General features: G+C 44.8%; 25 protein-coding genes and 6 pseudogenes. 8 read left to right on the top strand and 23 right to left on the bottom strand.

The genetic code is table 11. The features are described 5' to 3' along the window. Window positions 1-74: 74 nt before the first annotated feature. Together ACXPUX_RS13065 and ACXPUX_RS13070 are read right to left on the bottom strand one after the other, a co-directional pair. Window positions 75-2,330 carry a DEAD/DEAH box helicase gene (locus tag ACXPUX_RS13065; RefSeq protein WP_458828678.1) on the bottom strand — a complete coding sequence of 752 codons (2,256 nt, stop codon included), beginning with the start codon at window positions 2,328-2,330 and terminating at the stop codon, window positions 75-77. 493 nt (window positions 2,331-2,823) lie between these two features. Next, window positions 2,824-3,159, bottom strand: coding sequence for a helix-turn-helix domain-containing protein (locus ACXPUX_RS13070; protein ID WP_097778303.1), 336 nt, complete (start codon window positions 3,157-3,159; stop codon window positions 2,824-2,826). Between the two features lie 229 nt (window positions 3,160-3,388). Here ACXPUX_RS13070 and ACXPUX_RS13075 point away from each other — a divergent pair, with 229 nt between their 5' ends. After that, window positions 3,389-3,583, top strand: a complete 195-nt coding sequence (locus tag ACXPUX_RS13075) for a DUF3873 family protein (protein ID WP_097778304.1) — start codon at window positions 3,389-3,391, stop codon at window positions 3,581-3,583. 61 nt (window positions 3,584-3,644) lie between these two features. On the opposite strand, the pseudogene ACXPUX_RS13080 reads toward ACXPUX_RS13075, so the two are convergent. From ACXPUX_RS13080 to ACXPUX_RS13105, 6 genes and pseudogenes are all read right to left on the bottom strand, one after another. Beyond that, window positions 3,645-5,026, bottom strand: a pseudogene (locus ACXPUX_RS13080) (relaxase/mobilization nuclease domain-containing protein). Window positions 5,027-5,082: 56 nt separating this feature from the next. After that, window positions 5,083-5,346 (bottom strand): hypothetical protein, encoded by a 264-nt coding sequence (locus tag ACXPUX_RS13085; protein WP_458828679.1) that lies wholly within the window; start codon window positions 5,344-5,346, stop codon window positions 5,083-5,085. Window positions 5,347-5,357: 11 nt separating this feature from the next. Further along, window positions 5,358-5,633, bottom strand: coding sequence for a hypothetical protein (locus tag ACXPUX_RS13090; protein ID WP_458828680.1), 276 nt, complete (start codon window positions 5,631-5,633; stop codon window positions 5,358-5,360). A 101-nt stretch (window positions 5,634-5,734) separates the two neighbouring features. Further along, the gene (locus ACXPUX_RS13095) at window positions 5,735-6,067 is read right to left on the bottom strand and encodes a plasmid mobilization protein (protein WP_458828681.1); all 333 of its coding nucleotides are present in this window, start codon (window positions 6,065-6,067) and stop codon (window positions 5,735-5,737) included. Beyond that, window positions 6,064-7,565, bottom strand: a pseudogene (locus tag ACXPUX_RS13100) (helicase-related protein); the annotation flags it as partial. The gene ACXPUX_RS13095 and the pseudogene ACXPUX_RS13100, both read right to left, overlap by 4 nt. A 5-nt stretch (window positions 7,566-7,570) precedes the next feature. Next, window positions 7,571-7,972 carry a transposase gene (locus ACXPUX_RS13105; RefSeq protein WP_458831206.1) on the bottom strand — a complete coding sequence of 134 codons (402 nt, stop codon included), beginning with the start codon at window positions 7,970-7,972 and terminating at the stop codon, window positions 7,571-7,573. A 179-nt stretch (window positions 7,973-8,151) separates the two neighbouring features. Between ACXPUX_RS13105 and ACXPUX_RS13110 the strand changes: the two genes are divergently transcribed. The 5 genes and pseudogenes from ACXPUX_RS13110 (at window position 8,152) to ACXPUX_RS13130 (ending at window position 10,530) form a co-directional block, all read left to right on the top strand. Continuing rightward, complete coding sequence (locus tag ACXPUX_RS13110) at window positions 8,152-8,385, top strand: NUMOD1 domain-containing DNA-binding protein (RefSeq protein ID WP_458827910.1); 234 nt, start codon at window positions 8,152-8,154, stop codon at window positions 8,383-8,385. A gap of 12 nt (window positions 8,386-8,397) precedes the next feature. After that, window positions 8,398-9,048 (top strand): annotated as a pseudogene (gene istA, locus ACXPUX_RS13115) (IS21 family transposase); the annotation flags it as partial. Next, on the top strand, window positions 9,022-9,561 hold the full coding sequence (locus ACXPUX_RS13120; RefSeq protein WP_458831204.1) for a Mu transposase domain-containing protein: 540 nt from the start codon (window positions 9,022-9,024) through the stop codon (window positions 9,559-9,561). The pseudogene istA and the gene ACXPUX_RS13120, both read left to right, overlap by 27 nt. Next, entirely contained in the window at window positions 9,558-10,331 is a 774-nt protein-coding gene (istB, locus tag ACXPUX_RS13125; RefSeq protein ID WP_458828682.1) for an IS21-like element helper ATPase IstB, read from the top strand. Before ACXPUX_RS13120 ends, istB begins: the two co-directional genes overlap by 4 nt. Next, window positions 10,324-10,530: a hypothetical protein gene (locus tag ACXPUX_RS13130; protein ID WP_458827912.1), complete on the top strand. Its 207-nt coding sequence runs from the start codon at window positions 10,324-10,326 to the stop codon at window positions 10,528-10,530. The genes istB and ACXPUX_RS13130 overlap by 8 nt, the downstream gene beginning before the upstream one ends. Before the next feature lie 160 nt (window positions 10,531-10,690). On the opposite strand, the pseudogene ACXPUX_RS13135 reads toward ACXPUX_RS13130, so the two are convergent. The 10 genes and pseudogenes from ACXPUX_RS13135 to mobQ form a co-directional block, all read right to left on the bottom strand. After that, a pseudogene (locus tag ACXPUX_RS13135) lies at window positions 10,691-10,933 on the bottom strand (recombinase family protein); the annotation flags it as partial. A gap of 194 nt (window positions 10,934-11,127) precedes the next feature. Further along, window positions 11,128-12,516 (bottom strand): glycosyltransferase family 2 protein, encoded by a 1,389-nt coding sequence (locus ACXPUX_RS13140; protein WP_458828683.1) that lies wholly within the window; start codon window positions 12,514-12,516, stop codon window positions 11,128-11,130. A gap of 4 nt (window positions 12,517-12,520) precedes the next feature. After that, window positions 12,521-13,045 (bottom strand): hypothetical protein, encoded by a 525-nt coding sequence (locus ACXPUX_RS13145; RefSeq protein WP_458828684.1) that lies wholly within the window; start codon window positions 13,043-13,045, stop codon window positions 12,521-12,523. After that, a complete protein-coding gene (locus ACXPUX_RS13150) occupies window positions 13,032-15,194 on the bottom strand; it encodes a hypothetical protein (RefSeq protein ID WP_458828685.1) in 2,163 nt (720 codons plus the stop codon). Before ACXPUX_RS13150 ends, ACXPUX_RS13145 begins: the two co-directional genes overlap by 14 nt. Window positions 15,195-15,200: 6 nt before the next feature. Beyond that, window positions 15,201-16,571, bottom strand: a complete 1,371-nt coding sequence (locus tag ACXPUX_RS13155) for a CotH kinase family protein (protein ID WP_458828686.1) — start codon at window positions 16,569-16,571, stop codon at window positions 15,201-15,203. A 15-nt stretch (window positions 16,572-16,586) separates the two neighbouring features. Next, entirely contained in the window at window positions 16,587-17,249 is a 663-nt protein-coding gene (locus tag ACXPUX_RS13160; protein ID WP_458828687.1) for a DUF4956 domain-containing protein, read from the bottom strand. A 13-nt stretch (window positions 17,250-17,262) separates the two neighbouring features. Further along, on the bottom strand, window positions 17,263-17,952 hold the full coding sequence (locus ACXPUX_RS13165; protein ID WP_458828688.1) for a polyphosphate polymerase domain-containing protein: 690 nt from the start codon (window positions 17,950-17,952) through the stop codon (window positions 17,263-17,265). A gap of 15 nt (window positions 17,953-17,967) precedes the next feature. After that, window positions 17,968-18,780 carry a glycoside hydrolase family 16 protein gene (locus ACXPUX_RS13170; RefSeq protein ID WP_458828689.1) on the bottom strand — a complete coding sequence of 271 codons (813 nt, stop codon included), beginning with the start codon at window positions 18,778-18,780 and terminating at the stop codon, window positions 17,968-17,970. A gap of 302 nt (window positions 18,781-19,082) precedes the next feature. After that, window positions 19,083-19,700: a recombinase family protein gene (locus ACXPUX_RS13175; RefSeq protein WP_458828690.1), complete on the bottom strand. Its 618-nt coding sequence runs from the start codon at window positions 19,698-19,700 to the stop codon at window positions 19,083-19,085. A 51-nt stretch (window positions 19,701-19,751) separates the two neighbouring features. Beyond that, window positions 19,752-21,458 (bottom strand): MobQ family relaxase, encoded by a 1,707-nt coding sequence (mobQ, locus tag ACXPUX_RS13180; RefSeq protein ID WP_458828691.1) that lies wholly within the window; start codon window positions 21,456-21,458, stop codon window positions 19,752-19,754. A 657-nt stretch (window positions 21,459-22,115) separates the two neighbouring features. Here mobQ and ACXPUX_RS13185 point away from each other — a divergent pair. Continuing rightward, window positions 22,116-23,292 (top strand): annotated as a pseudogene (locus tag ACXPUX_RS13185) (IS110 family RNA-guided transposase). Window positions 23,293-23,494: 202 nt separating this feature from the next. Here the strand turns inward: ACXPUX_RS13185 and ACXPUX_RS13190 are convergent. The 5 genes and pseudogenes from ACXPUX_RS13190 to ACXPUX_RS13210 form a co-directional block, all read right to left on the bottom strand. Continuing rightward, window positions 23,495-23,698, bottom strand: coding sequence for a transposon-transfer assisting family protein (locus ACXPUX_RS13190; RefSeq protein ID WP_458828692.1), 204 nt, complete (start codon window positions 23,696-23,698; stop codon window positions 23,495-23,497). Next, window positions 23,688-24,104 (bottom strand): YodL domain-containing protein, encoded by a 417-nt coding sequence (locus ACXPUX_RS13195; RefSeq protein WP_458831247.1) that lies wholly within the window; start codon window positions 24,102-24,104, stop codon window positions 23,688-23,690. Before ACXPUX_RS13195 ends, ACXPUX_RS13190 begins: the two co-directional genes overlap by 11 nt. After that, the gene (locus ACXPUX_RS13200) at window positions 24,019-24,501 is read right to left on the bottom strand and encodes a DNA topoisomerase (RefSeq protein WP_458831249.1); all 483 of its coding nucleotides are present in this window, start codon (window positions 24,499-24,501) and stop codon (window positions 24,019-24,021) included. The genes ACXPUX_RS13195 and ACXPUX_RS13200 overlap by 86 nt, the downstream gene beginning before the upstream one ends. Beyond that, a pseudogene (locus ACXPUX_RS13205) lies at window positions 24,500-24,712 on the bottom strand (PrgI family protein); the annotation flags it as partial. The pseudogene ACXPUX_RS13205 and the gene ACXPUX_RS13200, both read right to left, overlap by 2 nt. Window positions 24,713-24,724: 12 nt before the next feature. Then, window positions 24,725-25,591 carry a VirB6/TrbL-like conjugal transfer protein, CD1112 family gene (locus ACXPUX_RS13210; protein WP_458828693.1) on the bottom strand — a complete coding sequence of 289 codons (867 nt, stop codon included), beginning with the start codon at window positions 25,589-25,591 and terminating at the stop codon, window positions 24,725-24,727. Window positions 25,592-25,869: 278 nt separating this feature from the next. Between ACXPUX_RS13210 and ACXPUX_RS13215 the strand changes: the two genes are divergently transcribed. Further along, window positions 25,870-26,367 (top strand): Fic family protein, encoded by a 498-nt coding sequence (locus tag ACXPUX_RS13215; protein WP_458828694.1) that lies wholly within the window; start codon window positions 25,870-25,872, stop codon window positions 26,365-26,367. Window positions 26,368-26,589: the final 222 nt, after the last annotated feature.

Below are 26,589 nucleotides of genomic sequence, written 5' to 3' on the forward strand. Positions count from 1 at the left end.
AGCACAATTCAGTTTGAATGCTGCTCTTATTCACATTTTACACCTATATGTGTACTATAATCTTCCCTTTTTAGTCACTTTTGGAATCGTGCATAATATTTTTCAAGGCTCTTGTCGCAGACATCCACAATATGCAGCCAATCTTCCCGTGTCAGTTTGCGGAAGATGATGGGATTCACTTCAACGGTCTCTACATCTTTGCAACGCATCAAAAAACGCATGTCTTCAAAACGCTTGAAAGGATTGGACAGAATGTTCTTCTCCACATCCTTCTTAGTATAGCCACCCTTTTGGTAGATACTGTTGGGCTTTTCCGCAATCATCCCATGCGCCTTACGGTCTTCATAGAAGTCAATGAAGTAATCTACCACATCCGGCAGGGCAACTCTGCCATTGCTGTCCATATACTCATAAATCGCTTTGAGCAGGACCGGCTTATAGGAAAAGCTCATATCCATTGTTTCAATGAATTTCATGAACTTATCTGCCATATTCTGCGGCGTGATGAGATCCCAGCCGTACTGCTTGGCAATGTTTCGGACACTTTCCTCGCGGAAATAGTGGAACATCCGCTTGTCGCCAAACGGGACAGAAAGATCCGGCTTGATTTTTCCATCCTTGATATAACGATCTACCGTTTCGGATTGCACATCTACCATCCGAACAAACTCAATCTGCGAGATCATATCCTTGACGCTGTTCTGCCAATTGAACAAGTCGATGATTTCGTAGTCGTCTACATCAATCGGCACATCCAGCCACGCTTCCGGCTTTTCTCCCTTGAACAGCATGTCCTGATCCAGCTTCCGCTTGTTCTCCGGGGCCAGCACATAAGCCATGGGCTGATATTTTGAAATATCCAGCACCCGATGCAGACTGTAGGGCATATTGAACATATTGGCGTTGTCTACAAAATCAATCACCAGCAGGTCATCTTTTCCCGGACAGCGGCGGGTGCCTCGCCCAAGCTGCTGCATATAGATTGTTTTAGACATTGTGGGCCGTGCCATGAACAGCACTGTGGTATGAGGACTATCCCAGCCCTCATTCAGCAAGTCACAGGCACAAAGAACATTCGTAGAACCGGTTTCGTAATCTTTCAGGATCTTATCCCGGATTTCTACCCGGTCACGCCCGGAAACAGCCTCTGCTTTCACCCCATTGTCGCGCAGCAGCTTCGCAATCTCCGCCGCATGATCTACACTTGCGCAAAAAATCACAGTCTTCTTGCCATTCACGTACTTCAGATAGGTATCAACAATCAACTGATTGCGCTCCGGAATGAATAGCTTACTTTCCAGATCCTGCGAGTTGTATTTGATACCATTGATCCGCACATCGGTTAGATCAATGTTGGTTTTGACCCGGATGCAGCGAATCGGCACCAGTACGCCACGCTCTACAGCAGTTTTGAGATCCATTTTGTGGGCAACGTTCTGGAACAGCTCCAGCATATCCTCGCCATCGCTGCGCTCCGGTGTTGCAGTCAAGCCCAGAATAAACTTCGGATGGAAGTAGGTAAAGATTTTTTGATAAGTATTAGCCGCTGCATGGTGGCATTCATCCACGATCAAATAATCAAAATCTGTCGGGGAGAATTTTTCCAAATCCTTGGAGATGCTCTGCACCGTAGCAAAAATAACAGTCTGCGAAACATCTTTCTGGCTTCCGGTATATTCCCCCAGTGTAGCCTCCGGCCACACTTTTGCAAAAGTGTCCTCAGCCTGTGAAGCCAGCTTCAGGGCATTGACCAGAAAGAGCGTTCGTCCGCCCACAGATTTTGCATCTGTGGCGGCTGTGATTGTTTTTCTGACACCAGTTGCGTGGTACAGCAGTGCGATTGTTTTACCATCCTCGCGCATTCTCTTTAGATTGTTGATGGCTTCCTGCTGGTAATCCCGCAGCTCTATCGTCTGCCCCATCTGAACTGGAAGATCTGCTTCAAAAGCCTTGAACATGGGACTGCTGCCCAAAAAGGTAATCAGCTTATCCTTAACCTTTTCCGGTTGTTTTTCAAGCTGGCTATAAATCCATCGGTATACTTTCCAGTTGTCGTAAATCAAGCTATTCTGCTTCAGGAGGTCATCCGCATACTTGTTTTCAGACACCTTGCTTGGGTTATGGTAGGTTTCGCCATCTATCTCAATCGCAATTTTGGATTCAGGAGATTCCAGCGCAAAATCGATATAACGGTGCCGACCGTAAATATCCACACAAGGATATTGCACTTGTAGATTTTCCGTCTTTTCCGGGCCAAACGCCTCACAGAACAACTGAACAAACAGTTCTTCCGCACGGCTGTTAACACTGGTTGCTTTTGATGGTTCCATGATGGCCTCCCAGTCATATCATAGCTGCTTCAAACGAGTACCCCATCGCCCGCGAACATTCGCAGTTGGTTTGTTTTCTTTCAGTCTTGCCATGATTCCATCTTCTTTCTACCAAAATAAAGCAGTAATTGACAATTTTTAATTTACTATATCAAAGTATACTCTTTGCTTAATTTTCAGGCAATGTTTTTGTGAAAATTCCAACATTTCAAGTTGTTTTCCGTACCTTTAAACAAAAAATTTCCATTATCTTTGTGGATTGTAACAGCTTGCGCAAGCAGGGCGTCTGTCTATACAAACGCCATTTTTGCTTCGCAAAATGCTTGTTGGGAATTCCCAAACCCTTTGTGATCTGCATCATACCGCTGCAGGCTGCGCGTTCCTGCCGAATGCTTTTTTGATGGAGTTCATGATTCAGTGGTATATCCGCTGGGCACAGCCCCACTTAAAAAAAGTGCCGACAATGATTTTATCAGCACCCACTGTAACCTATTTACTTCTCTTTGATGTACGGTATGTTATCGATATATGCGTTCAAAATATCGGTTGCGGCTTTCTTCTGCCCCGGTGTAAGACGGCTCAACTTCCGGTTCAGCTCATCATCTGCCACATAAGATGCTGGGGCTGCGGAGTCCCGGATCAGCACATCTGCGGGAACATCCAATGCTTCAACGATCCGGATGAAAGTGTCCAGACTTGGCGTCTTCACCCCACGTTCCAAATCACCCACATAGTTTACAGACAAATCTGCTTTCTCGGCCAGTTTATCCATTGTCCAGCCTTTTTTCCTGCGTTGTTCTCTGATTCGTTGGCCTAAAAGTGTTTTCATAACATCCTCGCATTCTATTGGCGTTAGTTACACACCACTAGAATAAAGGCCGTGCATTTCTTTATACATAATCAGTTGGCGTTTGTTTAACTCTAATAGCGTTTATTTCGGACAGAAAATTTTAGAGCATTTCTTTGTTCAAATCATCAATGGCCTTTTTGAACCGGGCATGCTACAATAGCAATGTTGTGCAATGCACATCAAACAAGAATAAAAGGATCTGCCGAACGTGGATTCAATCTACCTGCTGCCCGGTGAAGAACGCTGTGTCAATTTCAGAGATTCCGATGGCATCCCAAAGGTACACTACACATATTGTTCTTTGCACGGCAGACTTTTCAACTGCACCTGCCGCTCAAAGGACGAAGCGCAGCGGTTATGTGAGGATTGGCTCGTCACGCAGGACCGCTGCTATATAAACTAAAAAAGCCACCGAGGATTCTTTCCCAAAACGGATTGGGGTCGAATCCTCGGTGACTTTTGTTTTATCGGGTCTGCTGCTGTTCCTGTTCGCTCCTGTTGTCTGCAAAAAACATTTCTACGTTTTTCTGCGCCTTCATCAGTTCCTGCATCCTCTCTCGTGCTTTCCGATAGCTCGGATATTCTGCTTTTTTCTTTTTCAGAAGCTCAACATATTCGATGCTCAGTTCTTTTACCTTCGGAAGTTTTTTCAGCCCAGCCTCATCGAAAGCCGCTTTGGCCGCCTTGTGCAACGCAATGCTCTCCCGATTTGCTTCCAAGAATCGCTTGCTGTATCCTGCTTTCCGATAGGCCTCATAGATGGACCTTGTTTTAGCATAGTTGATAATGTGCGTTTTCATTACCGCAATTTCTGCCATCCGCGCTTCCGCAGCTTTGATGGAGTCGCCCAGTTCGTGATAGCGCATCGTTGCAGCACGCACCTGTTCTTCCATTTCATTCTTACTCCCGATTTTGTTTTCCTGCAGAAAAATCATCGTCTTGGACATCTCCTTCAGGTTGTACCGCTTCGCCCATCGCGCATAGCCGTTTCCCTTTCCTTCAGCCAATTTTGCCTGAATATCCACCAACATCTGAAATTTCTGTTCCTGCACCGGATGTTTTTCCGCGGGCAATGCTCTGCTTCTCCGGCGAGGACCGCTTTTAATTCTTCCTCACTGTATCCCGCCCCCAAAGTCCGAAACCGGATGAATCGTTTTTGCCGTACACCTTTCACCGATGTGAATTTTCCGCGCTTGACCTCATATCCCTGCTGTTCCAGTTTTTTCAAAAATTCTTCGTAACTGCCCGGCTTGTCCGCAAGGATGCTGTCAATCACACCGCACAATTGATCGCGGTTGCTTTCTTTTGGCGGGTAAAGTACACGCTTCTGCCGCTCCCGGTACGGCTTTATTTCAATCACAGACAGGCTGTGTTCCAGGCAAATCAGGTCACTCAGCCGCTGCACAGCCAACCCCGACAGCAAAAAGTCCCGGAATTTACGGCTGCAGTCCAGAGCCGTAGAGTTATAGATAATGTGATTGTGAATATGCTCCCGGTCGGTGTGCGTAGCAACCAGAAAAGCATACTTGCCTTTTGTAAAGCGCATCGCCAACTCATAACCTACTTTGTTGGCTTCTTCAGCGGTGATTTCTCCGGGTTTGAAGGACTGCCGAATCTGATATGCAATCACGTCATTTTTCTGTCTGCGCCCTGTAACAAGTTCGTACTGCCGCTTGGACAGCATAAATTCTTCATCTACAGTCAAGGGGCTGCATTTATAACTGCTTACAAGCTGCCCCTGCTCCGTTTTATCCGGGTTTCGTGCATAGTCGGTGCGGCTTTTCAAGCAAGCCGCAACAGACTTTCCCTTGTTTTTATGCAGCGCAATCAGCCGTGTTGCTGCCAGCATCATCACCCCCTATTGCAAAGAAAAAATGCCGCCCGAAGGCGGCACATCATCCATCAGGATTGACGGAACAACTTTTCAAAATCAGCGGCACCGGCCAGATACATTGCCTGATATCGTACGCTTTCCAGCTCATTGCAGATCTCATCCAGCTGAAGATACTGCTTCCATGCTGCTTCGCCCACCATGTTCCGGTGTGCGTCTTCCGCTGCCAGTTTTTTCTGCAGGAGTTCGTGATACCGTGCATTGCTTCCCAATTCATCCCGAAAAAGCGTTGCCTCACGGTCATTGAAATAATCCAGCATTTTATCTTTATCCATCGTTTCCTCCATTACAGTTCCGTAAGCCATTTGCTGAATCGCTCGACGGCTTCCACAAGCGCCGTTCCTGCCACGATGAGCAAAAAGCACCCGAACTCTGCCACAAAAAGGATCAGGAACTGCGTCCATTCCCTACAATAAAGAGTATAAAGTCCGCAGCCAAAAATATACAGCATCGGCAGCGCAAGCACAAATGCCGACAGATTCAATGTCAATTTCAGCATCAGCGCAAGGAAAGCCGTAAGCAGCGAAAACGGAAGAATGACCATCTTAAAAATGAACCTCATATCGAGCACCTGCCTTTCGCCCTTATTATAAAGGTATCTCCGCATCCATTGCAAGGATGTCAATCGATATGTAATCCGCAGCTCCTCTCTGCGGAAAAAAGTTAAAGTTCAGACAGTTTGGAAAGAATCTGTTTTCCGATACCAATCAGCTCGTCCAGCCGATGCCGCAAATCTTCAATGTCTGCAGCATAAAGCTGATTGCTTTCCTTCACACGTTTTGCCACCTGATTCAGATTGTTGCTGCACATCTGCAAGAGATATGCCATCCGCCGCAGTTGTGGCAGGTCAAGGTTCAAGCAGTAGCCATCCAGAGCCATTTTTCGGATATAGGCACTCAGACTGCGGATGCCCATGCCATACATCTTTTCGTAAATCCGATTCTTTTCGGTTTTTGTGATGCGCAGGATCAGAATCTCGTCCCTCTTTTCTCTCATCGGGCATCACCATCGCGGTCCGAGTAGCTGCGGAACGGCTTGACCGGTTCCTCCTTATCCGACTTTTCATTCAGGGCGGCCAGCACGGAAGGGCGCGCAGATTCCTCATCCGGCGTTTCTTCCATCTCCGGCTCGTGATGTTTTTCGTCCACATCCAGCTGTGCATTCAGTTCAGCCAGCCGTGCAGATTTTTGTGCCAGCTCTTCTTCCTGCGGAAAGGGCTTTTCCACTTCTGCCTGTGCCGCCGTCTGTTGCTGCAGCAGATTTTCCAGTCGGTTTTCTGCATTGGCAATGCGCTCATCAAAACCGGCCAGCAGGTTGTCCAGTCGGGTGATATTGCCGTGCGGGTCGGCACCAAGTGCCACTGGATAAATCGCCTTGCCTTTCAGCACCGCCTGCTGCTCGTTTCGGACCGGCTCATAGCGCACTGAAAGCTCAAAGCCGCGTTACTCGCCCAGCACAACAGGCTCTGTGTCGGGAAGTTCTTTTGTCGCCAGAATCAACCGTTCGCCGGCAGTCTTTTTGTCATCGAACATCATGCCTTGATGGTCATCCCGCAGAAGTTTTCCTTGTCCTGCGGATGGGCCGCAGCCGTTTCCGCATCGGTTTTCAGTGCGGAAATATGCGCTCTCTGCTGCTGAATATCTGCCGGGAACTGCGTCAGCAATTTGTCTTCCAGACGATATTTCTGGCTCTGATGGTCAGCTTTCAGAACTTTCAGCTTAGCCACCTGCACATCAAGGTCCATCTTTTCCTTAATCAGCGGGTTTCCGGCACATAGCGCCTTGACTTCGGCGTAAGAGAGCGCCTGCTCATCCACATCATCGCAGGAACGCACCGGGGATTTGCTGGTCATAATCTGCGAGATAAATCGCTGTTTATTTTCCAGTGTTTGCCAAAGGTACGCGTCAAAAGTTCCTTCCGTGACGTAGTTGAACACCTTCACCTCTTTGTTGCGGTTGCCCTGCCGGATGATACGGCCGTTGCGCTGAGTCATATCACTGGGTTTCCAACCGACATCCAGATGATGAACCGCCACAAGCCGGTCCTGCACATTGGTGCCTGCACCCATTTTTGCAGTGCTGCCCAGCAGAATCCGCACATCGCCAGAGCGTACTTTGGAGAACAGTGCCGCCTTTTTCGCTTCAGTGTCCGCCGAATGGATAAAGGCCACCTCACTTTCCGGCACGCCTGCGGCCAGCAGCTTTGTTTTGATATCATCATAAACATTGAACTGCCCATCGTTTTTCGGGGTAGAAAGATCACAGAACAGCAGCTGCGTCAGTTTCTGCTCACTGCCGTCCTCCCATATTTGCAGCACATTCCGCACACAGGCGTTCAGTTTGCTGGCAGGGTCATCGGGCAGCAGCGGATTCATCAGCCTCTGGTCAAGGCCGATTTTCCGGCCGTCATTCGTGATGCAGAGCATGTTGTCCTCGGACGCATCCACAGTACCGGAATGCACCTTGGCTGCACGCTCACTCAGAACCCGTACCAATAAGTTCAAAACCGAGCAATAAGAGTTCGTAGAGCGGCGATCATGCACATAGCCTGAGCTGATACAACTGTAATCTCATAGTCTTTGGAAAGGCGTCTGGAATAGTTGATCCATGCCAGGGTACGTTCTACGATCCATCTCTTCGGAAGGATCGTCCACTCGGGCTTGATTCTCGCAGAAATGTCAACCTCCAGCCCCAGAGTCTCTTTGACATCCTTCTCAAAAGTCTTGCGGTAACCGGCATCTGCGCAAAAGCGCCGGATGGAGGGATATTTCTCGACCGCCCGTTTTGCAGCAAGAATCCCGGCTTTCGTATCATGAATATTGGCAGCATGTACTACGACAGCGAGCAGGTTGCCCATTGTATCAACTACAATGTGTCTTTTTCGTCCTTTCGTTTTTTCCACCGTCAATTCCACGCTCCTGAGCCGGACCAGTTGTTTTTACACTTTGGGAATTGTGAATGCTAATATATACTTGAGCCACTTTCCAGCAAAATGACAGCGAATATTTGAGCCACCTAATGGCTTCCCGTATAATAGATGTAGACTACTATGCGGGAGGCGATAGAAAGGTGGTCACATCGGTGGATGTCTACAAATCAATCCGCGCGCTGCAACTTGAAGGAGTAACCAGTCAGCGTGCAGCAGCTAAAATTCTGGGAATTTCCAGAAACACAGTCAAGAAATATTGGATGGGCGACGCAGTTCCATGGGATCGGAAAGCCTACCAGCGAGAAGCCTCTGTCATAACGCCAGAAGTAAAGCAGTTCATTGAGCACTGCCTCGATACAGATGCTGCGGAGGGTGTAAAGAAGTAGCGTCACACAGCACGGCGGATTTACAACCGGCTCGTAGAAGAATTTGGTTACACGGGCAGCGAGTCTGCCATCCGAGCGGCAGTTCATGAAGCCAAGGCAGAGCGCAAGGAAAATGAAGTTTTTATTCCATTGAGGTTTGCTCCTGGTCAGGCACTCCAAATCGACTGGGGAGAAGCTACGGTAAAACTGGCCGGCAAGAAAGTAAAGGTAAATCTGTTTTGTGCGCGTATGAGTTATAGCTGCGCGCCCTATGTTATTGCTTACTGGCGGCAAAACTTGGAAAGCTTTCTCGATGCCATTATCCATACGCTTAATTATTTTGGCGGCGTTCCTCGATCCATGATTTTTGACAACGCTCGTGTGGCTGTAAAGAGTGGTTTTGGTGTCCATGCAGCAGCACAGGACGATTATTCCAAACTGGCCGCACACTACGGATTCCAGCCTGTATTTTGTAATCCGGCATCCGGAAATGAAAAGGGTCTTGTAGAGAATCTGGTAGGATATATCCGGCGCAATGTATGTGTGCCGCTGCCTCAAGTGGATTCTTTGGAAGATCTCAATACAAAGCTGTTAGAGCAATGCGCCAAATACATGAACCACAAAATCGACGGACGTTCTCAGAAAGTGGGACAGATGCTGGCCGAAGACCAGGCGCATCTCCACCCGCTTCCCAAATATGTTCTCGATATTTCAAAGAAAGCCTACCCGAAAGTCAATCGCTATTCAACGGTTCTCTTTGATACCAATTACTATTCTGTTCCTTGCAAATACAGGGGAAAAGGCACCACTGTAAAGGCCTATCCCAATAGAGTTGAGATTTGGATCAATGGCCTTCTGGTGGCCACCCATGACCGCTGCATGGGTCGAAAGCAAGAATCTCTGGATTTACGGCACTATTTGCCAATCTTAGAGAGGAAAGGGCGTGCAATTCGTTACGCTCGTCCGGTTTTGAATGCAGTGCCTGCTGAATTCCTGAATTGGATGGAAAAGCAGCATTTGAACTCCAAGCAGATGGTTGAATTGCTGGAGCAGTGTTTGACAGATGGCTACTTGGCTGTTATGCAACGTGATCTGCCGAACCCGGATACGTCGATTGCAAAAAACGATGTTCCGGTTTTGTCCGTTGATCTGAGCCAGTATGACAAGCTGTACGAGCGGAAAGGGGCGGCCTCATGATTGACGTAAAAGAAGAACAGATTCGACTTCTTGCAAAACAGCTGAAGATCCCCACTTTTGCTGAATACAAAAATGTTCTCAGCGATTGCGCGCCGGATATGGATTTTAGTGATTTACTTCTGACGCTTATGGCATCTGAAACAGCGGCCAGACAGGAAAACCAAACCAGAAGAAGATTGAAAGCTGCCGGATTTCCTGTACAAAAATCACTGGACGATTTCGATACCAGCCAGCTGAATCCCTCTGTATCTCCGGTGTTCCTTAATGAACTTGCATCCTGCCAGTTCATTGAACAGAAGAAAAACATTGTTATGATTGGAAACCCGGGACGCGGAAAGACGCATATTGCAATTGCTCTTGGAATTAAAGCCTGCCTGCAAGGCTACCATGTTCTATTTAAAAATGCATCTACTCTCTCGACTGAACTTACTGAGGCACGAGATACATACCAGCTTGGCAAATTGGAACGGCAGCTGGCAAAAGCTGATCTTCTGATTTTAGACGAGCTCAGTTATTTGAGTTTTAACCGTTACGAATCCGATTTGCTATTCAAGGTCATTTCTGACCGCAGTGAGCAGTCCAGCACTATTGTGACAACCAATCTTCCTTTTGCAAGATGGACCGAATTATTCGAGAACACAACAATGGTTTCGGCTCTGGTGGATCGATTGACATACAAATCTGCCGTGCTGGATATGAATGGTCCGTCTTACAGACTGCTTAGTTCTCAGAGTAAAGTTGACACTGACAAGGAGAATGAAAATGACTAACATGCAGCCCAATTTTACAGTTGAGGAAGAAAACAAAGCCCTGATTAGCTTCCTTCGTGCTGATTACGATGACGCTCTTGAGCAGATTCGAGTCCTAAAAAGCGATGTAAACGAACTGATTGATATTTTGCGCAAGCATTCCATTGAGGTTCCGGTTCACATTCAGGAACGGATTCAACTGGACACTCCACTTGAATAAAGACATATCCACCAGGGCTATTTACTGGCCCTGGTATTAACAGACGAGCAGTGGCTCAAATATTCGATGTCACAAATGCTACAAATGGCTCAAGTATTCGTTAGCAAAAGTGGCTCAAATATTGGCTGTCACGTGGCTCAAATATTCATTGACATTCACAGACGTTTTTCTGTGGGAACAGAACTTCCGTATAAAAACCGACTTGCAGATAATTTCGTCCTAAGCGGCTCATGTCCTTAATAATCAGCGTTTCGACATTTCCTGCTTCTACCTCTTTTATTAGAGATTGAAAGCCGGGACGATTGAAATTCACACCTGAAAAGCCATCATCTGTAAAATGGCGGATGTTCTTGAAGCCGTTCTTTTGGGCGTAATCTTCCAGATATTTCTTTTGAGACGAGATTTGTCAAGGTGTATTTCTCCCACAAATTTATATCTATAAAATCGATGAAACAGCTCATACATTCTCCAAAAATAAAATAATCCATAAGACTTCATCCTAATAGGAAAAATGAAATCTGATGGATTTTTTATAGCTATTTTATTTAGCTTATCTTCGAAATCTCTGAGCGGATGTGATAAAGAATCAAAAAGTCTTTACCGGTTCGTTTCAATACGCTGAATATGTTCCCAGCTTTTTCTGTGCCAATAGTTCATAGCTGTCGCTATTATTTTTATTACAATATTGAGCGGATGAAAAAATACTATCTCAAATATAGAAATCAGAAACAAAATCCATCGCTGTTTGCCGTTAATCGGTTCCACTTTATACCGATTAACAGCACTTACAAGAATTGCCTGTATCCATATAACAATCAACGTATATAGGATCGTTGCCTGTATGGTGAATTGAAGATTCAAAATATCCAGTAAATTGGCTGCGATTAAAGTAGCCACCCCAATGATCTCCAAAAACGGTGCAAGAAGTTCATACAAAATGAAAAATGTACCGGACGTGATTCCAGCCCATCCATAATTTTTATTTCCAAGCATATATTTATGAAATTTCATACTTTGCAGCAGCCCGATATGCCAACGCCGCCTTTGATGATAGTAGTCTTTATATGTAAACGGCAGCTGCGTCATGCACTTTGCTTCCGGAGCATATGCGATGTGATATTCTTTTCCCTGTGAAGCACAAAACGCATGGAGACGCATGGTCAGTTCCATGTCCTCTCCAATTGTATTTACTTGGTAGCCACCAACCCGTTTCACTAAATCAGTATCAAACATAGCAAACGCACCGGAGACAATAATATTCGCATTGATATGATCGAACATTATTCTTTGCATATAAAATGTCCGATAATATTCTAATATTTGGAAAACAACCAGTGCTTTCTTCAAAAAAGTAAGTTTTGGATAATTTTTCAAATTTTCACTGCCAACAGCACCTGCACAAACAATGGTTTTGGGATTCATCAAAAAGCAACTCATCATTATGCGGATGGAGCCTCGTTGAACTTTTGTATCAGCGTCCAGCATAACGCAGTATGGGCTATGACAAATATTTAGTCCGCAGTTAAGCGCATCTGATTTTCCACCGTTTTCCTTATGTATAAAAATAAGCGTTTTTTCATCAAATACTTTTCGATATTGACGAAGAATCGGTTTTGCCTTCAATTCAGATTCAGACAAAACAGGTTCTTCTATCAGTCCGAATCTCTTTACTACAAGAGATTCGGTGTTATCATTTGAGCCATCATCTACTACAATAATTTCCAGATTCAGATAATCTTCCTCAAATAAAGCTTCGATTGTTTCTGTTATACAAGCCGCCTCGTTGTATGCGGGAATAATAACGCTAACCGGAATCCGTTTGGCAAATGCGGTGGGGAATAGTTTTCGATTAAGCGTTTTATTTGTCTTATATTTTTCAAGGCGATAAATCGAGATACAGAGACTGATTCCCATTTGGAAAAGATAGATTGCTGTATATCCAAAAAAAAAGACAAATAAAACACGTATCATATAAATCAGCATCATCTTTTTATCCCAGCTTATACACAGTCTTTACAGAAATCTCTTCGGAAACGTTGTCTTCGCTTAATCCAATTACTTTTACCCATGTCTGTTCCAGCTTAGATTGCTTCCTGCATCCATTGACGAACTGGTTAATTGTGTCCGAATGAATACCCGTTTGAAACAGGTATCTCAGGATCAAGCAGCGTGTCTGCACATCCTCTTTTGTCAGAGAGGCAATTTTACTTTCCATAAGAGACTGCATAAATTCTGACATTTTTTGTCGTTCGTATAATGTATATTGTGGACTGAGTTTTATGTAACATTCACAGATATAAGCGAACAGGAAATCGTCCTGTGCTAACCTCATAACAAGGGATGCTTCTGCAGGTTCTTTTTTGGAACGAAAAAGGAAAAAATCATAAATTATTTTTTTCTTTTTCTCTGTCTTTTTTTCTCTGTTCCTATCCAAAAGCAATTTAACACATAAACAAAGTAAACTATATCCACACAGAGTATACAATATAATCATATAAAAATTATGAATCACCATATCTGTCACCTCCAAACGCTTTTTGAAGCATATAGTATGATTCCTTTAACCGTTCATGAAACTGCGGTTTTTTCCAGCCTTTTAATTTATATGTACCGAAATCAGTCACGCTTTCCTGATTGTCATAGTAGGCAGCCGCATAAATCTCTTCGATTTTCAAACCCTTGATATTAAAATCGTTTTTGTGATAATCATCAATTATCATACATTTAGAAGGGTCATAAAAATTCAGAAGCGACCACGGGATTCTAACTTCTACGATATCACCGCTGATGCAGTAATCTGCGTTGGAATCATAATTCTCACTGTTCGGATTAGCGTTCCCATGCTTTAACATCCCAACACTTTCAAGGGGCTTTTCATTCAAAAGGAAGTTATTTACACTGCCACTTGCTCTGGAAGCAACATGAAATGTATCGGTATTATTTTTCAACGGCAGCATCAATTCCTCAGCTTTTTTATAAATATCGGTAACTGCCGCACTTTTGTTTTTGATCGCAATCGAATAAACAGCTAAATCCGAATTGTCATGAACCAATAGCTTACTGCCTTTTTCTACATTGATTTGAATCAAAAAATCCACCGGGATGGCAAAGTCTAAGTTTTTTGTATGGGTTGTTCCTGCGTTTGGCAGAACATCCAGTGCAAGATTAATAGAATTGCCGCTTTTAATGTCAGATAACCCTTGCACCATAAAATAAATATATTTTTCATCCGATTTCATACTGAGTTTCGTATCATTATTTTCTAATACAACATCTTCTTCCGACCATTCTGAAATTTTTCCATCCGGATAGTTTTCAGCCTTGCCATCTCCCGGCTCAAATGCAAGTAATCCGTAAAACTGCTCTACACTCTGTGCATTACTCCAGTTTGCTCTGCCATCCGGATTGGATAATTTTTTTTCATTCCATGAACGCTTAAACCATTCGTCCTGCCATGTGAATACCAGCCCTCCAGCGCAGCCCGCTTTCTGAATATCCTCATACATCTCCAGCAATGCAATGCCTTGTTCGTTTTCGTTATTTCCACCCTGCGATAAATTTCTCCACACATCTTTATATGCTGGGCTTCTGGAAGCAGGAACTCCGTATTCGGTGATAATAACCGGACAGGAATGATGATTAACAAGCTCCATCAGATATTTCCGATAGGGATTTCGATTGCCTTCGTCATCAATATACTCCGTATATTTTCCATACTGAAGACTGGCAGGAAAGTAGGGATAGACATTATAAGAAGCGAACATCCCACTCTCCACCTTATCGGAAAGTTGTAGATTTTCAAGGTCAATAAAGGCTTCTGTATTTTCTGCAGCTGATGCAACCGATAGTTTGGGGGATACCTCATTTACCAGTGGATCTGTTTCCGGCCAGTTGGCAAAGGAGAGAAGTTTCTGGGTTCCGTAAGTTTCATCTTCATATTTTAAAAGATAATCTCCCCACTGAGAGAAGAAAATCTCGACGGCATCTGCCTCCTGCCTACTGGATATATAGGCTCCTTGATAAGGCGCAATCCTTTCATTAAAACGACATACATAATCTACAAACATTTCGTCCCATTCCACGCCTAAAACATATCCTAATACATAGTCGGAAACATCATTACTATAGTAACACATTTTTCCTGTGTCTGTATCAAACGTTATATTTTCCCCATGTAATGCATCAACTGTCTTTTTGGTTTCTTGAAAGACTTTGTTTTTCTGCTTCGGATTCAGCAAATTTTCTTCCGAAAACATCAAATCCTCACCAAAATCTACACCTTGAACGAGATAAATTTTATTTTCGTGCGTTTCATTATATTGGGCAAAGGCTTTATAAAACCATGGCGATTGTATTTTATAAACCCGGATCGTATTGGCATTCATTTCCCCGATCAGGTTGAACCATCGAGCATAGGTTTCCTCACTGATACCGAATTCATTTGGAAACACTCCCGGATAACCGGTTCCCATATTGACGCCTTTTATCTCAAAATCCGTCCAGCTTCCATCTTGCAGAATTTCTATTTTTTTCTGATTGGTTCTGAATATATTATCTTTTTCACTTTTATTTCCATCAAAACAATGAAATATCAAGCATATACAAATAATACACAAAACAGCTGTCATGACGCTGATTGCAAATCCTTTTTTCATGTTCTTCATCTTCGCTTACCTTACAATCGCTATATATTCTTTAAAATGCTCATCCATCCATTTACCTCTTTCTATAACGAATATTTTCATCTTTTCTATATCACCATAATAGAGAGAATAATCTCCATCATACCATTTATCACAATTTCTAATCCCTGCGCTGCCTAAGTACATACTGCTCTCGTCTATATATTTAAGCAGATATTCTTCCGATAAAACCGTCTTGCGAAGTTCTTCGTAGCGTCCACAGCATCGTTTCACAAATTCAGCATCGTGGCAAAGGTAGAAGTAATAAAATGTAGATTGCATATCTAATATATACGGAGAAATTTTCATCCCCGTAAAATTATTAAATGCACTGTCAAAATCCCATACTGGTCCCATACAAAATTTGCCGCCGACATTTTTATAAAGATAGGTGGAACGTCTTCCGGCATCATAGTTTTGAAAAAATTCATTGATAATATAATAATCTACAAAGCTGTCCAAATCGGTGCGTTGATTCACCTTTTCCCAATTATCGGAATACTCCGCATCATAAAGTGTTTTTTCAAATTGGAGTATCTCTTTTTGTATATATTGCAATGAGGAATCCGTAATCTTTTCCACATCAGGATATTCCAAATTGGCAGAATACACATCAACATCATCCGGTTTCAGATGATCGATCCTTGCATCATCAATCCGTTTATTCAGCTGCACAACAAAAGAGGTTTCCGTATATTTCGGATTGTAGGGTGTCAAGTCCAATCGTTCCTTCGACACCTTTGGTTTTTCTATCATGGTATACAGCCCCTGATATTCCAACTCACCGTCTGCATTTGTCAGAAACACCTCGCAAAGTCGGCATTGAGGTGCATAATCCATAATTTCAGAAGAAATATTATACATCATGTAGTTGCGAATTTGGGAATAGTCTATATAGCTTCCGTTTAGTACCCAAGTGGTTTCTGCCGGCATACCGAAAAAAGTTGTTTCCTGCGGAATGCCGGCATCATCTACCGTTCGGATTGCATATTGTTTTTTGGGAAAATAACGTGAAGAATTTCCACGAACGTTAATCGCCATTCTGCCGGTTTGCGTTGGGGCATCGTCTGAACGGTTTAAGTGATTGTTATTGTCAATCACAGCAAATTCACAGTATAATTCCTGATCGGTAGGCCTATCTGCACCCGGAATCACATTACCGTCTGACTTTAAAACAATCAGCGGCAGATGGGAAGTCAGAACACCGTTGTCATCAAAACCGGTGATTTCTTTATTTTCCGCTGGATAACTTTGATGCTGATGAACAACCAAGGTATCTACTTTAGGATAAAGGGGCAGGAGCGCAACTATCACACATGAAGTAAGCAACACACCAAGCATAAGCCATTTTCTTCTCATAACAGAATCTCTTCCTTATACACTTGCTTTATCTTCCTGTAAAACAAAGTTTGCACACTCAATTTTTTTGCAAGCATACAATTCTTTGAGAAAATCATCTGTTTTGGTCTTTTCAAATTGTTTCAATTCATAGATAAATTCTGCATATTCACTGGTTGTATTTTGAACTGAGATTCGGCTGTTTTTGAAATGGTGGTAGGTAACCGATTTCACATATTCCATTGCATCAACTTCACAGCGAATAATTAAAATGTATCTTCTTTCCTCTTTGACAGCTTTTGCAAGAATAAAGAATAAAAAGAGAACCATCGTGCTGGCAATCGCAATCACATACTGTGCAACTCCGCAGCAGATGCCAACCATAATACTCCAAAAGATGAACATGGCATCACGTGGGTCTTTGATAGCTGTACGAAAACGAATGATTGACAACGCACCAACCATACCCAAAGATAAAGCAATATTATTCGTGATAACTGCCATAATCGCTGTAGTGATGATCGCCATAGCAACCAGCGAAAGGTTAAAGTTACTGTTATAGGAAACCTTGCTTGATGTAAAATAGTATGCAATATAGATAGTAGCCCCAATCGCAAGTGCCATAAAAAGCTTAATGGCAACATCAAAAAAAGACACAGTACTTCCCGCTAAAAGATTTTCAATAATAAATTCCTTCATTTCTACTCTCTCCCTATATCATGTATTTATAAAACATTCTTCCGTTATAATATTTACTGAAAGAGGTGGCGGATTTTTTTACTCCGGCTAACGCCTCTTTTATATATCCAAAAAGGAAGTTATTATATTTTACTTCCATAATCGTCTGATCTGACGAAAGAATTGGATAAGTCAGCAGCTTCTCTTGAAACAAGTCGAAATTACTCTCTGTGGCTCGTATATCAGAATCAAATGTAATCCTTGTATTATTACCGGCAACGCAGTATGAAATCCGTTTGTATTGTATAATTGCTTTCGGTGCCATTCCCTGAGAAAGCTTTATGTAAAAATATATAGCCATTGAATCATTATTTTGCAAAAGGACATTGTAGTTCCCAACACATAAATTTTCCAATGTGTTCCGATCGATCAGCATACTGTCCTTAGTTTGCAATTCTCCATTTTTTCTTTTACTTTCCAATTTTATGATACAGTCATCCGTCCCGTAAATCCTTGCCCGAATTTTTTCATGCTCTTGCAGGCCTTCTTCTTTTTCAGCGCAAGCTCGATCAGAAAAGGTATCAAAATAAAGCGATCGGACCTCATAGCCGTCTGCCGAAACGCAATAGCGGTCTTTCGGCATAACTGCGCCAATACTCTTTTGCGCAAGAACACGCTCTTGACTGTTTAATATAAATTTTATCTCGGTTCTTTTTACCTGCACGATATTCTTCCTTCCTCATCTCGAATAAATTTCCTGCGGCATAAATTCCAAAATCTCCACCTCAAACATTGCCGGAAATTCAGTATCAGCATCCGGACTTCCAGGCCAGTCTCCTCCTACTGCAAGATTAAAAATGAAATATAAAGGTTCATCCGGAACATTATCCTGAATTGTATAGATTATTTCATCTCCCAGATACCAAACCATTTCTTCCTGCGTCCATTCAAATGTAATACGGTATGTTTCCGGTATTTTATCAATTGGAAAGGTATGTCTAAAAAAATCTCTTGATTTTTCACTTTCCTCCATGTAATGTAGCACTCCATAAAATATGTTGGGTTCATTCCCAATCAGTTCATAAATATCTACTTCCGGAAAATCGGAAGTGGTATCGGATGGCAACATCCAAATTGCAGGAAACAATCCTACGCCTTTCATAGTATTGATACAAAAAGAAAATCTTCCGTAACGAAAAGCAGATACGGATTCTGCTTTTCCGGAGAGATATACCTCTCCCATTTTATCAGCAGTCATGCGAATATGCGTCTCGTCAATTTGTACCTGTGAAGAAATATATTTCTGAAGCTCATTATTAGGTGCACTTAAAGCATCAACGGCAACAAATCTCGCATTGTCTTCTGAGGTTTCCACAGCATCTGTAGAAACCTCAGAAGATTCTGTGTTGGACGGCTGTTCCATTTCAACTGTTTCTGCATTTTCATCCATCACAATGACATCTTCATCCTCTAAGTGGGATAAACTGGTTCCAATTAAGCAACCGGCAATCACGATAAATAAAACTCCGAATATTAAAATTATTTTATTCATCCTTACCCCCTCTTTTTTGGTAAAATTTGCTTCTTTATGCTGTTAATCTATAACATTTTGAAGAGCAAGAAATATTGATATGGCGGTGCATAATAGTCTGTAACAATAATCAAAAGGTGTACCTTCTGATAGCCAGAAAAACCCATAGTTATTATACGCACAAAGCGGAAATAAGTCAAGAGAATCAAGCATTTTGCTGCAAACTGCTTGGATTTATGGTTCCATCTCCACCCGCTCTGAGGCCATTATGTATTTGAGGGAATAATTGTCAAAAGGTACACATTCTGATAGCCACATTCCTATTATCCGGCCTTTTTGCTGTCCCGGAGCAGTCTGTACTCCCGCAATCTGCGGTAAAAAGTAGCTTCGCTCATATTACATTGCCGCAAAACCTCTGCCAGCGGCAGTTTCTTTTGCTCCCATGCTTTCACGATTTTCCCAAAATCATCGGGTACAGCCTTTTCGGGTCTGCCGAATATGACACCCTTTGCCTTTGCCGCTGCGATCCATTCGGCTTGCCGTTTCTTGATATTCTCACGCTCGCTCTGTGCAACAAAGGATAGGATTTGCGGTACAAGGTCTGCAATAAAAGTCCCCATCAGGTCTTTCCCGTTCCGGGTGTCCAGCAGCGGCATATCAATTACGCATATATCAATGCCGATTTCTTTCGTAAGAACACGCCATTGCTTCTGAATTTCTTCGTAATTACGCCCTAAACGATCAATGCTGAGAATATAAAGCAGCTCCCCGGCTTTCAGCTTCCGCACCAGTTTCTTGTAATTGGGACGGTCAAAATCCTTGCCGGATTGCTTGTCCATAAAAATATTCTTTTCGGGTACACCCACTTCCCGCAGAGCGATCATCTGCCGATCCTCATTCTGGTCGGTGCTGGATACCTGCACATATCCATAAATGTTCATATCGTTTCTCCCTCCATTCGTCTAAAATACAAAAAGAACAAGAACGGCGTATTACCGTTCCTGTTCGTGGCGTTTGGGTTTTCTCTGCTGTTGTGTCTGCTGCGCCTTCTGCTTCTGCCGCAGAAAATCACGGATAGACCGTGTTTCCGCTTCTTCATTCAGCAGGTCGGCAACATCCCGCTTGCTGTCATACATCATCAGCGGATCGTATTTTTCGCCGTAGGCGGCTTTTACCTGCTCAGCGGCAGAGCGTTCCCTGTCGGGACGAATATCCAGCCTTGCGTCCATCAGCTCCACGGCATCCACATCTGCGGCCTGCGCTTTCAGATCGGCATACTGTTTCAGCGCATCCTCCAGCTCGGCAGCATATTTGGATTCCTGTTCTTCCAGCTTTTTCAGTGCCGTCTCCATGGTGACGATTTGCTTCTTCACTTCGGAAATTCTTGCGTCATCGGCGCAGTCCAGTGTATTCAGCAGGGCAGCTTTCTCAGATTTCAGTTCTTCCAATTCCTCTGTCAGTTCCGCAATGCGGCGGGACAGGTCATGCAGCTTGGGTAGCTGATAAAACGGTGTTTCCTTTTTCTCCGCAAGCAGGTTCTTCCGTTCCTTAGTCTTGTCCTTGAGCTGTTGTACCAACCCGGTATAGCGTTCCAGTTCCGGGCTGACAGACTTAATATACTTTCTCATGCTGCGCTTGCCCTTGGCGATATGGTTAAGCTGATACCGAAAAAAAAACATATTCTCACGCAGCTTTTCCATTGCTTCTGAAAAAGCAGGAATGGTATTTTCCACCGCTTCCATCAGCTTGCGCACGGCGGATTTCAATTCCCGCAGCAAAGCGTTGTCTGCCTTGATCTGACGGTTAAGCTCGCAGCGGTCAGAGATGATACCCTTTTTCTCCAACGCACGGGCAGTCACACCCTCATGGATGGTAGGCTGCTCGTCCAGCCCTCTTGCGGCATGGCTGCGGTGGTCAATCCGTGCGTCGATCCACGGATACTGCGCCAGATATTTGTTGGTCACATCTGCCCATTTTTCACGCCAGACCAAAAGCTGCTCGTCGCTGTTCCAGCGCTCGGCAATGGGATTCTGCCTGCCGTATTTGGTGCTTTTGGGATGCTTGTTGGCTCGTTCATAGCCGTGCTTCTCAGCTTCGGAAGGCGGCATATACACTTTCTTTCTCCCGACCTTGTAATGGTACTGCTTTTCCCACCCGTCAACCTGTGCCGTCTTGAACTCAGTGGCGATAAAACCTTTTTCCTCTCCGTTGCGGACACAGAGATACTTTTTCTCTGTCTTGTACTGCCACTTGCCCTGTTCATCCAGCGGGCGCACTGTCAGCATAATGTGGGCATGGGGATTGTGACCGGGCGGGTGGGGATCGTGGATCGATACATCTGCACACATTCCGTCCGATACAAATTGCTCCTGTATAAATTCGGTCAGCAGCTTCTGCCATTCGGATTTGTTCAGCTCGATGGGAAGTGCAACCACAAATTCACGGGCAAGGCGGCTGTCCTTGGTCTTTTCACTTTCTTCTACGGCATTCCACAATACGCTGCGGTCTTGCCACTCAGTAGGAGCGTTTTCGGGCAAAAATACCTCCTGCCAGACAAGTCCTTTCTTGCGGGTATAGTCATGCTGCACTCCATCATAGTCATTCAAAATTTTGGAGCAGCTCAGATATGCGGAAGCAGCGACAGCGGATCGGCCTTTTTCACGGCTGACCACCTTTGCTTCCAGATGGTAAATTGCCATTCGTCCGTCCCAGTCCTTTCGTAAAGTTTCTGTTTCTCTTTGTGAAAGAGAAAATGACTATCAGTTGGGCTGATAGTCATAACCGCAGACAAAGCTGCCGGTGGCAGGTTTGTGCGGGCAGTTGGCGCAAAGTGGGGTACAATCTGTACCCCTTCTCACAGACGCAAAAGCGGGTGTGTTTGCGATAACTGCGTGGACAATGACAGCAGCGCCCCAGAGCTGTGGCATTGTCCATAAGGCTCCCGCAGGAGCCGCATCCACCTCGCAGAGCGCACGGTTGCCGCAGGCAATACCACCGCCCCTTCGGGGTGGTGAGTAAGTGCGCCCTTCGGGATAAAAGAGAAGCGCCCCGGTTGCCCGGAGCGCATAAAAATCATCGTATTGCCTTGGATACCTCGCACAAAAATCCCTCGTATCATAAAAGAGTAGTATTTATAGACCGCTCTCCAGCGGAATGCTACAATAGTTTCAGGGTGCTGTGGATTGGTGAAAAATCCCTACCGTAAAGACGGTTTATTGGAGGCTCCAACCACAGCTTCTTTGTTGAAATGTTAATCAGTTAGATACCGCCAGACGGTTTATTTAGAACGAGGTTACAAGAGCAAAGAAGTCTGTGGTCCTGAACAGCATCGAAATAAATACGCCGGAGGTATCAAAATGGTTTGTGTTGGAATTGATGTTGCCAAGGATAAGCATGACTGCTGTATTCTTGATTCAGACGGAATGGTTCGTGCTGACTGCTTTACCATCCCCAACAACATGGATGGATTTAAGCAGCCGCTTCAAACGATTCGAAACTGTACCAAAAAGTCAGACAAAATAAAAGTAGGACTTGAGGCTACCGGACATTACAGCTACAACATTCTTGGATTTCTTCTTGACAATGACCTGGCCGTCTATGTCATGAATCCTTTGCACACCAACCTGTACCGAAAAAGTCTCAGCCTTCGCAAAACCAAAACCGATCGTGTGGATGCAAGAACGATTGCAACTATGCTATTGTCCGATGTAGCCCTCAAGTCCTACACGGATACAGCATACCACAACGAAGAGTTAAAGTCACTAACAAGATACCGATTCGATAAGGTTCGTGAAAGAGCCAAGCTGAAGCAGTCAGTGTCCAGACTGGTCACGATCCTGTTCCCGGAATTGGAAAAGCTCGTTCCCTCTCTCCACGGTGTTTCGGTCTATGCTCTTCTCAGCGAATATCCCGGTGCAAAGCAAATTTCAGAAGCCCATCTTACCAAGCTGACAAACCTTCTTTCAATAGCGTCCAAGGGGCTCTACGGAAAAGAGAAGGCCATCCAGATTCGAGAGGCAGCCAAATCGTCTATTGGATCTGTCATGCCTGCCAAATCTCTGGAATTGAAGCACACTATTAAACTCAATTAAGGAACTCACCTCCGAGATCGACGAAATTGAAGATTCGATTCAGCAAATCATGGATGAATTGCATCCACCGATTCTTTCTATTCCCGGTGTCGGTATCCAGTCAGCAGCCATGATCCTTGCTGAAATCGGTGATTTTTCCAACTTTAAATCTCCTGACAAAATCCTTGCTTACGCTGGTTGCTCTCCATCTACATACCAGTCAGGAAAACTTACAAACTGTTACGCTCATATGGAAAAGCGTGGTTCACGTTATTTGCGATATGCCCTTTACAACGCAACCAAGTACGTTTGTCATTGGAATCCTGTCTTTGCCAAATACCTTGCCAAAAAACGTGCTGAAGGTAAGCACTATAATGTTGCCCTGTCTCATGCTACAAAGAAACTCGTGCGGCTGATCTACGCTTTGCAGAAGTCTGGAAAAGCATATCTTACAGCTGCCTGATTCTCTCCATCGCCCTCGCTGCTCTGATTTCAGCATTTGAATGCTGTTTGTCAGGGGCAGCGAATCGTTGACGGATTTTTTCATTTTGGGGCTTGACTTTTCTCTTATCTTTTATCTGCGACCTGAAAGCTGTCAGCTTCAGTATATCATACCTTTGCAGGATGCGAAAGCTCTTATGTACGCCGCCCGCAGGCGGCAAAAATCAGTTCATTGGAAATTCCAGTCCTGCAAACTCGGCATCCGTCAGCCGTTTCAGCTTTTCAATGACCTGCTCTGACAGTTCCCACAAAGCAGTTTCATCCGGCATCAGGTAGCACTGCATCAGCCGCAGCTCCCGCACCAGCCCCTGCCGGGTGCTGGTATTGTAGAGCATCATCAGCATCAGCTCATCATGGTTAAATTGCATGGTCATTCCTCCCCTTCCGGCACTTTGTGGGATTGCATTCCGGCATATCGCATTTCGCCTTGAGTTGGCTCAGCACCGAAGATCGTTCCTGCTTATCCTGAAAACCAGATAATTCCCGGAAGCCGATGCTGTCAACGTAATGTGCCGATATTTTTCCGGCCTGATTCAGCAGGATAACATCGCTGACAGACAGGCTGTGGCCATGATAATCCATGGGCTGAGCACAGTTGAATTTCTGATACAGCTGCTCCAACAGTTCCGGTTGAGGAACGCTGCGCTTTCCGGTCGGAAGATTGCCACGGTAGAGAATCTCATAATTTTCAATAGCCGGAGCAATGTTCTGCTTTTCCAGATAACGCATGGATGCAAAGCGGAGCGCAGGGTCTGCATCCTGCTTCAGCTGCATAAGCAGATAGCAATCCTGCCCGCTTTGCTGGAACTGCTTCATCCGATATGACTGTATTTCTTCTCGGTCCGCAAGTTTTTGCGCAAATTCCTCTGCACCATGCTGCCGTCCGGCATCCGGAACAGCTCATTGTAAGCGCATTTGCTCCTTTCACTGCCTCGGTGGTATTCACCAGCGAGGAAATCATTTCTTTGATCTCAGTCATAAATTCTTCCGGCTCCATTTCACCGCGTTCGATGCGCAGCAGCTTGTTTTCCCAGTCAGCAGTCATTTCCGGCGACTGAATCTGTTCCGGCATGACAGTAACAAGGGCCCTGCCCTTTTCCGTAGGCAGCAAAATCTTGCTTTTTCGGTCGCCTTTGCGCTCCAGAAAGCCTTTCTGTACCAGTTTTTCAATCGTACATGCCCAGAAAAAATGCCGGAAGCATGACGATCATCATGCCAAGCGTCGCCGCGGTGTTGCCGCCGACATCCCGGAGAACAAAAAACAGCGGCACTCCCACGAGAGCCGCTGCACCGAAACAGATAAGCTGCCGCTTGGTCAGGTTGAACGCCACCTTCGTTTTGACGTTTGCCAGATCACGCGGCACGGAAATATAAGCTGCCATAACGCCTCCTTTTTAATGTGCGCCCAGAATGCTTTTGGCTACCGAGCTTGTCTTGAACAGGGTGAAGCAGAGCAGAACGGTGTAGCCCACAATGCTCCAAATCGAGTTGATTGCATCGCCGGAAATGGCAACGTTCTGAATCAATACCGCGTAGACGGCCACACAGATCAGGATCAGAAAGCCCTGAAAACCCAGCGCAAACAGAGATTTCAGATAGTTCTGCCCGATGTGGCTCTGCTCATGGTTGCCCCAGGTTGCCATAGGCACCGGTGCCAGACTGACCATCATATAAATCTCGATCATGCGCCCATATACCAGCACAAAAATGATGATGCTGAGAATCCGCATGGAGATTCCAATGAAGAAGGACTGCAAGAACAGCCCGAACAGGGGGCCTACGTCCATCTGCATCATGCTGGATTGCAGCATGGAAAGCCCGATGTCGTTGACCCGTGTGTTGCCGGAGATGATGCCGCTGGAATTTGCCACGACCTGCTGCGTCACATCGAACACTGCCATAATGATCTCGAATGTGTTACTGATGAGCCAGACCGAAACCGCCGTTTTGAAGATCCACTTCATCAGCAGTGCCGGTTCAAACTGCGCCATATTGTTGTGTTCTGTGATCATCTGAATCAGTTCGTAACAGGCAATGAAGGTCAAGATAATACCTGCAATGGGCAGCACCACATTTCTGGACAGCGCTTCAATCATTGCGAACACTCGCGGCTCAAAGGCTGATGGCTTTGTGCCTACCTGCTGTGCGATGCTGCCCACCTGCGTGTTGACATCGTCAAACAGGCCGTTGAGATTGGACATGATTGCCGCTGTCAGCAAAGATTTGATCCAATCCGAAATCGCTTTGAGAACGGTTTCCATTCAGTCACCGTCCTTAGCTGAAATGGTTGATCAGGGTCTTGAGCAGGTTGAGGAGAAAAATAAGGTGGGTCAAAAACTGCATAAAAAACACTTTCTTTCGTTGATGGGTGGATAAAAAACACGGCTTGGAGTACGGACATTCAATAAAACTGCAAGCTGAAGAGGGCTTTCCGTTGCTGTTCAAGCCGCCGTATGAAACAATGGCCTCGTTTCATCTATCATTTTTTCAAAAATTTGATTGATGAATGATAGATGAAATGATATGGGAGGTATACGCCGTGCGAAACAAGAAACCGCCGTTTGAAATCACAGAAGCAGCTCTTTCAGATGTTATGGAGATCAGCGAACTGGTAGGCAAAATCAGTTCCACCCAGAATCTTTCCACAAGTCCGATTCTGCGCCGCCAGAATCGCATCCGAACGATTTATTCTTCTCTGGCTATCGAGCAGAACACACTCTCTTTGGAGCAGGTGACGGCTGTTCTGTCTGGAAAACGTATGCTTGCCCCTCCAAAAGACATTGCAGAAGTAAAAAACGCCTACGAAATCTACGACCATCTCGCAGAGTTGAATCCATATTCGATGAATGATCTCCTGCTTGCACATCGGACGATGATGCAGGGTCTTGTCCGGGAGGCTGGCGAGTTTCGCTCCCGTCCTGTCGACGTAGTAGACAGCAAGGGTAATGTCCTCCATTTTGGCACCCTGCCGCAGTACGTTTCCTCTTTGATGGAGGAACTAATTCAGTGGACAGAAAACAGTCCCTTCCCGCTTTAATTTTCCCAGATGTTCCCGGAAATCTCCCGAATCAGAGCCATAGGATGGGGCATCGTTTTCTTTATATCTGTTAGTTGATTTTCTGGCCTACTGTGGTTCGCCTCATACCCCCTGAATCTAAAATCCGGTCCTTGATTCTCCGCGGAAAACAAGGTAGAATGAAGAAAAGCAAGCCCACAGAAATGTGGGACGTGCCGCGTTCTGTGCAAGAATGCACAAAAG

The sequence above is a fragment of the Faecalibacterium sp. PGM34 genome, from assembly GCF_054456555.1.

Bases quoted from the DNA above. Each gene is read 5' to 3' on its own strand.
- ACXPUX_RS13065 (WP_458828678.1), bottom strand. From the start codon at position 2,330: ATGGAACCATCAAAAGCAACCAGTGTTAACAGCCGTGCGGAAGAACTG.
- ACXPUX_RS13070 (WP_097778303.1), bottom strand. From the start codon at position 3,159: ATGAAAACACTTTTAGGCCAACGAATCAGAGAACAACGCAGGAAAAAA.
- ACXPUX_RS13085 (WP_458828679.1), bottom strand. From the start codon at position 5,346: ATGGATAAAGATAAAATGCTGGATTATTTCAATGACCGTGAGGCAACG.
- ACXPUX_RS13090 (WP_458828680.1), bottom strand. From the start codon at position 5,633: ATGAGGTTCATTTTTAAGATGGTCATTCTTCCGTTTTCGCTGCTTACG.
- ACXPUX_RS13095 (WP_458828681.1), bottom strand. From the start codon at position 6,067: ATGAGAGAAAAGAGGGACGAGATTCTGATCCTGCGCATCACAAAAACC.
- istB (WP_458828682.1), top strand. From the start codon at position 9,558: ATGATTGACGTAAAAGAAGAACAGATTCGACTTCTTGCAAAACAGCTG.
- ACXPUX_RS13130 (WP_458827912.1), top strand. From the start codon at position 10,324: ATGACTAACATGCAGCCCAATTTTACAGTTGAGGAAGAAAACAAAGCC.
- ACXPUX_RS13140 (WP_458828683.1), bottom strand. From the start codon at position 12,516: ATGATGCTGATTTATATGATACGTGTTTTATTTGTCTTTTTTTTTGGA.
- ACXPUX_RS13145 (WP_458828684.1), bottom strand. From the start codon at position 13,045: ATGGTGATTCATAATTTTTATATGATTATATTGTATACTCTGTGTGGA.
- ACXPUX_RS13150 (WP_458828685.1), bottom strand. From the start codon at position 15,194: ATGAAGAACATGAAAAAAGGATTTGCAATCAGCGTCATGACAGCTGTT.
- ACXPUX_RS13155 (WP_458828686.1), bottom strand. From the start codon at position 16,571: ATGAGAAGAAAATGGCTTATGCTTGGTGTGTTGCTTACTTCATGTGTG.
- ACXPUX_RS13160 (WP_458828687.1), bottom strand. From the start codon at position 17,249: ATGAAGGAATTTATTATTGAAAATCTTTTAGCGGGAAGTACTGTGTCT.
- ACXPUX_RS13170 (WP_458828689.1), bottom strand. From the start codon at position 18,780: ATGAATAAAATAATTTTAATATTCGGAGTTTTATTTATCGTGATTGCC.
- ACXPUX_RS13175 (WP_458828690.1), bottom strand. From the start codon at position 19,700: ATGAACATTTATGGATATGTGCAGGTATCCAGCACCGACCAGAATGAG.
- mobQ (WP_458828691.1), bottom strand. From the start codon at position 21,458: ATGGCAATTTACCATCTGGAAGCAAAGGTGGTCAGCCGTGAAAAAGGC.
- ACXPUX_RS13190 (WP_458828692.1), bottom strand. From the start codon at position 23,698: ATGCAATTTAACCATGATGAGCTGATGCTGATGATGCTCTACAATACC.
- ACXPUX_RS13195 (WP_458831247.1), bottom strand. From the start codon at position 24,104: ATGCAGCTGAAGCAGGATGCAGACCCTGCGCTCCGCTTTGCATCCATG.
- ACXPUX_RS13210 (WP_458828693.1), bottom strand. From the start codon at position 25,591: ATGGAAACCGTTCTCAAAGCGATTTCGGATTGGATCAAATCTTTGCTG.